Genomic DNA, 4338 nt, shown 5'->3' with positions numbered 1-4338 from the left:
GTGATCGGCACCAGGATCGCCTGGAGTGTCAGGATGAACCAGCGACTGCGCCGCGCACCATGCGCGGTCGCCGGAAAGAGGGCTTGGAACTGCACGGCGAGAGCGGGTAAGATCGACATGGAATGCGGGCTCGTTTAGTTATTAATCAACGGTTTAGGCACCTTCGATTATACCCTGAGTAGAGTCCGCATTCACCGTTAAGTCGCTGAAATGTCATCGCAATAGGCCGCTATTCTGCACCATGCGCACGTCCGTTGAGCGGCCGATAAGTATATTATCTATCAATAATTCTCGATACGTGTACGATTTTCGCGTTGCGTATTGTGTGTCTCTTATTCCGTAGCCAATTCAAAAGTAGGAAACTTTAGTATTTGATGGATTTCAAATATGTTGCAATAGCGAGTATATGCCCCTAATCCAGATAACCAACGCGCACCGATTGGTGCCAACTGATTGTATGAATGGGTAAATTTTTCTGTTTACGTATTCATCTACAATTGTTATCATTTTTCCCGCGTGTGGGATCTAGGCAAGCGCGCTTCCCGAGAGATCGGCGGTACGCACACAATGCCAACCCAATATGCGCTGGCGTCGTCCGAACCCCTAGTAGCTGGTGGCTTGGTCTTGGCCCCCCGCGCCGCTCGCCTGATTTGAACATGCCCAGAACCCCGCGCGTGAATGCCGTTCACCCGTTTCGGTGGTCCCTGTCGTACCGCTCGTGACGGATGCTAATTTTGATCTATTCGGAGGTGGAACCGTGCCCATTCTTTCAAAGGCCCGTGCGGCAACGCCCGGGCCATTCTTGCCCCGGTCCGTCGCCGCACTCGCATGCGGACTGATTACCGCGGGTATCGCGGCGGCGGACCTGACCGAGGGTCCCCGTGCTGCCAACTGGACGCTCGAAACCCCTGACGTCGTGTCGCCGGGCGAGCGGATGGCTCTGCCCGAGGGAACCTTCATTAGCGACTACGTGGTCCAGGCTGCCGCGGCGGGGGACGACCCGAACCTGATACCGGAGGGGATCCTGCGCCTGACGCTCTCCGCCTTCTCCCCGCGGGTCGACATGCAAGGCCAGGACAAGGGGCAATGGTACGTCACCGGAAAATGGGAACTGGTGGACCAAGGTTCCGACCCGGCAGTGGGCGTGCGCAGGGTCCCGGGGATCCTTGCGGGGCTGGTGAACGTGGAGTTGCCCTACAACCCCCTAACCGCCCCTGCGGCGAGTTCTTGGACCTCGCCGGTAAAGATCCCGCTCACCGCCTTCCTGCCCGCGGGCGAGGCCGGCCTCGGCCGGAACGTCCGCGGCGAAGGCCGCGTCGAGCTCGGTCCCGACACCGGCAGCGCCTTGTCGCTGCAGCTCGTCGTCTACCCCCCGGTTGAATAGGAGAGCGCCAACGTGAGAACCAACCAGTCCTCTCGACCCCTAGGCGCCATCTTCCAGCGCCTCCGGGGAATCCGCCTGGCCGCCCTCGCGGCCGCAGCGGTCTGCGGTATCGGCGGCCTCGCCGTCGCCGATGTCCCGTTGCGCGCCCTGCCCAGCGGGGCGGTGCCCAACCCCGGCACTCAGCAGCAGGAGCTGACCAACATCACCGCTCCGGCGGACTTCAACGTATTCGAGTTCGTCGTGACCTGCGCGGGCTGCCACGGCGGCAGCATCGACCAGCACGCCGGCCATTTCGCCAACTGGGCGGGTACCAGCATGGCCAGCGCGGCCCGCGACCCGGTGTTCCGCGCCAATCAGATCGGCGTCAACAACGTCGTCAAGTCCATCACCGGTCAGGACGGGGCGGGCAACGTTTGCTTCCGCTGCCATAGCCCGAACGGCTGGCTGTCCGGGCGCTTCGACCCGACCCTTGGCGGCAAGGGCGACGGATCCAACCTGATCAACAGCATCTTGCTGTCCACCGACGCGGAGGGCATCAGCTGTGAAACCTGCCATCGCGCGGTCGGAAACGTGACCAACAAACGCGCCGACCTCGACCCGACGGATTCGGTGTGGAAGCTGCTCGGCGGCATTTTCGATTGGCCGCATGAAGGGCGTGAGGCGACGGATCAAGACAACGACCCGACCATCGGGGTTGGCTTGCCCTACGGCGACACCAGCCTGCAGTTCCTGGACGGCATCGCCTACGTGGGCAAGTATTCCGGTACCGGAGATGTCTATTTCAGCGACCTGCCACTGACCGGCACCTACACCGGCCAGATCTACGCCGTCTACCCGGACTGGTGGGTAAACGCCAACCAGACCGACCCCTCCGGCTTCCCGATCGAGCCGGTCCCCGCCGGGCAGCCTGCCACCAACTCGGCGGGTCAGACACTCGCTTACGCGCCGGACGGCACTTTGCCACCTCTTTTCGAGGCGCCCGTCGGCCCGCCGACGAGCTTGGGCGGCGTTCCCAAGTTCTCGATGCAATCTTTGTCGGTGGAGCATCCGACCGTCGGCGGCTCAGGTCGCCAGAATTCGAGACTCACACCCCCGTCGTTGCTTCCGGCGCTGCCCGCAGGCCCCGGCAACACAGCGAGCCCCAACGAGTTCATCCGCACCTCCGAGTTCTGCGGCACCTGCCATGACCTGACGGTGCCGATTCTCAATCACGGCATGCCCGAGCAGCGCACCTTTAGCGAGTGGAAGTTCAGCGCCTACGCGAAGAACACCAACGTCATCGACGATCCCTTGGGCAAGCGGACGGGTACAGGCGTCGAGCGCTGCCAGGACTGCCACATGCCGACCCTCAAGCACGAGTACAGCGACGCGAACGCCGGCTCGCTGAACGCCGACCCGGTCTTGGCCGGCGGCTTCCCCTACGGCAAGGACCGCGGCCCCCAGGGCGGCACCGCCTTCCACAAGCTAACCGGCGCCAACCGCGACCTGCCGATGATGATGAAGGCGCTGTATCCCGAGGTCGACCTGGAGGTCTTCGGCGCGCCCGCCGGCAAGGACCCGCGCGTCTTCCCCGGTATGCTCACCGACCGCGGACCCATGTACGACCGGGCCCAGCGCAATACCGAGATCACCCTGCGCGACGGCGTGGACGTGCAGGTTACCCAGTCACCGACAGAGGTCGTCGCAGAGTCTGGTATTTACGAGATGAAGGTCAAGGTGACCAACAAGTCCGGCCATCGCATCCCCTCCGGTTACCCGGACGGGCGGCGTTTCTGGCTTGAAGTGAACATTAAGGACAATGCCGGCAATCCCGTGTACCAGTCCGGTCACTACGACGCGGCCCAGGCCGCGCTGATGACCGACGGCACGACGGCGTTTAACCGTGCGTTGACGAACCTGATCGATGCCACCACGGCCAATGCCGTGATGGTCTACGAGCGCGTGACCGGCATCTGCACCGACGGGACCGGCGCAGCAATCTTCCCGGATCCCACCGCCCGTACCCCGGCCGCGTGCAGCGAGTCGCCGGCCCTAACCAACAACTTCATCCTGTTCGACAACCGCATCCCGCCGAAGGGACTTGACTACAACGCGGCGCGCCTTGCCGGTGTGAAGCTGTGGAATCACGACCCGGTTACCAAGGTGCCGTACGAGGACAGCGGCCGCTACACGGCCGACCAACTGGCGGGGGGCTACGACGAGGTGACTTACCGCTTCTCCGCAACGCCAGGCCTCACCAGCTTGTCGGCCACCGTAGATGCCTACTGGCAGACCCATACACGGGAGTTTATGGAGCACCTGCGTGACCAGGACAGCTCCACCGTGCGTCCGCAAGGCCCGCCGAATCCCTTCGCGATCGGCTATCCCTTCACCCCGAACTACTTGAGCGAATCGATCAATGGTAAGCCGCTGACCGCGATTCCCGACCCCTTCCAGCCTGCAGTGGCCCTGAACGACAACTGGGGCGGCGTGGCCTACGCGGCCTGGCTCGAGACCGGCAAAGGGGCGCCTTACCTGGTTGATCGCGACGACACCGCCGTGACGGACGCCCCTGCGGCACCGACCGGTGTGACGGTCGCCCCGACCGGCGAGATCGACCCCGTCACCTTGGCACCCGACATCTTCGCGGCCCGCATCTCTTGGGATACGGTCCCAGGTGCCGATGGATATACTATTTGGGTGCGCTACGGCAAGAGCGACACGACCGCCGACTGGGACCGCCTGGCCGTGGTCGACGGCAGCACCACGTCCTTCGTCGAGCATGTCTTCAACCCCGGAAAGACCTACGGCTTCAAGGTCGCAGCGTTTAACGGCGGCTCTCTGGGATTTCCCGTGGCAATTTACCGTAACATAATCAATAAGATATTGTGTATCGTCAAAATTTACTGACCCCTGTCATGGTCGGCACTGCCGCACCGTAATGCGTTGATTTTTCAAGCATACAGCTTGTACCC

General features: G+C 62.8%; 2 protein-coding genes. Both read left to right on the top strand.

Annotated features, from left to right (window positions below):
• The first annotated feature begins 757 nt into the window (after window positions 1-757).
• Window positions 758-1384 (top strand): hypothetical protein, encoded by a 627-nt coding sequence (locus tag QZY03_RS01615; protein ID WP_295577574.1) that lies wholly within the window; start codon window positions 758-760, stop codon window positions 1382-1384.
• Window positions 1385-1522: 138 nt separating this feature from the next.
• Entirely contained in the window at window positions 1523-4273 is a 2751-nt protein-coding gene (locus QZY03_RS01610) for a multiheme c-type cytochrome (protein WP_295577572.1), read from the top strand.
• Window positions 4274-4338: the final 65 nt, after the last annotated feature.

The organism is uncultured Lamprocystis sp. (assembly GCF_903933125.1).
Classification (GTDB): Bacteria; Pseudomonadota; Gammaproteobacteria; order Chromatiales; family Chromatiaceae; genus Thiodictyon.
Note: the sequence above shows the minus strand (reverse complement) of the source record. Positions and strands in the feature narration are given on the sequence as shown.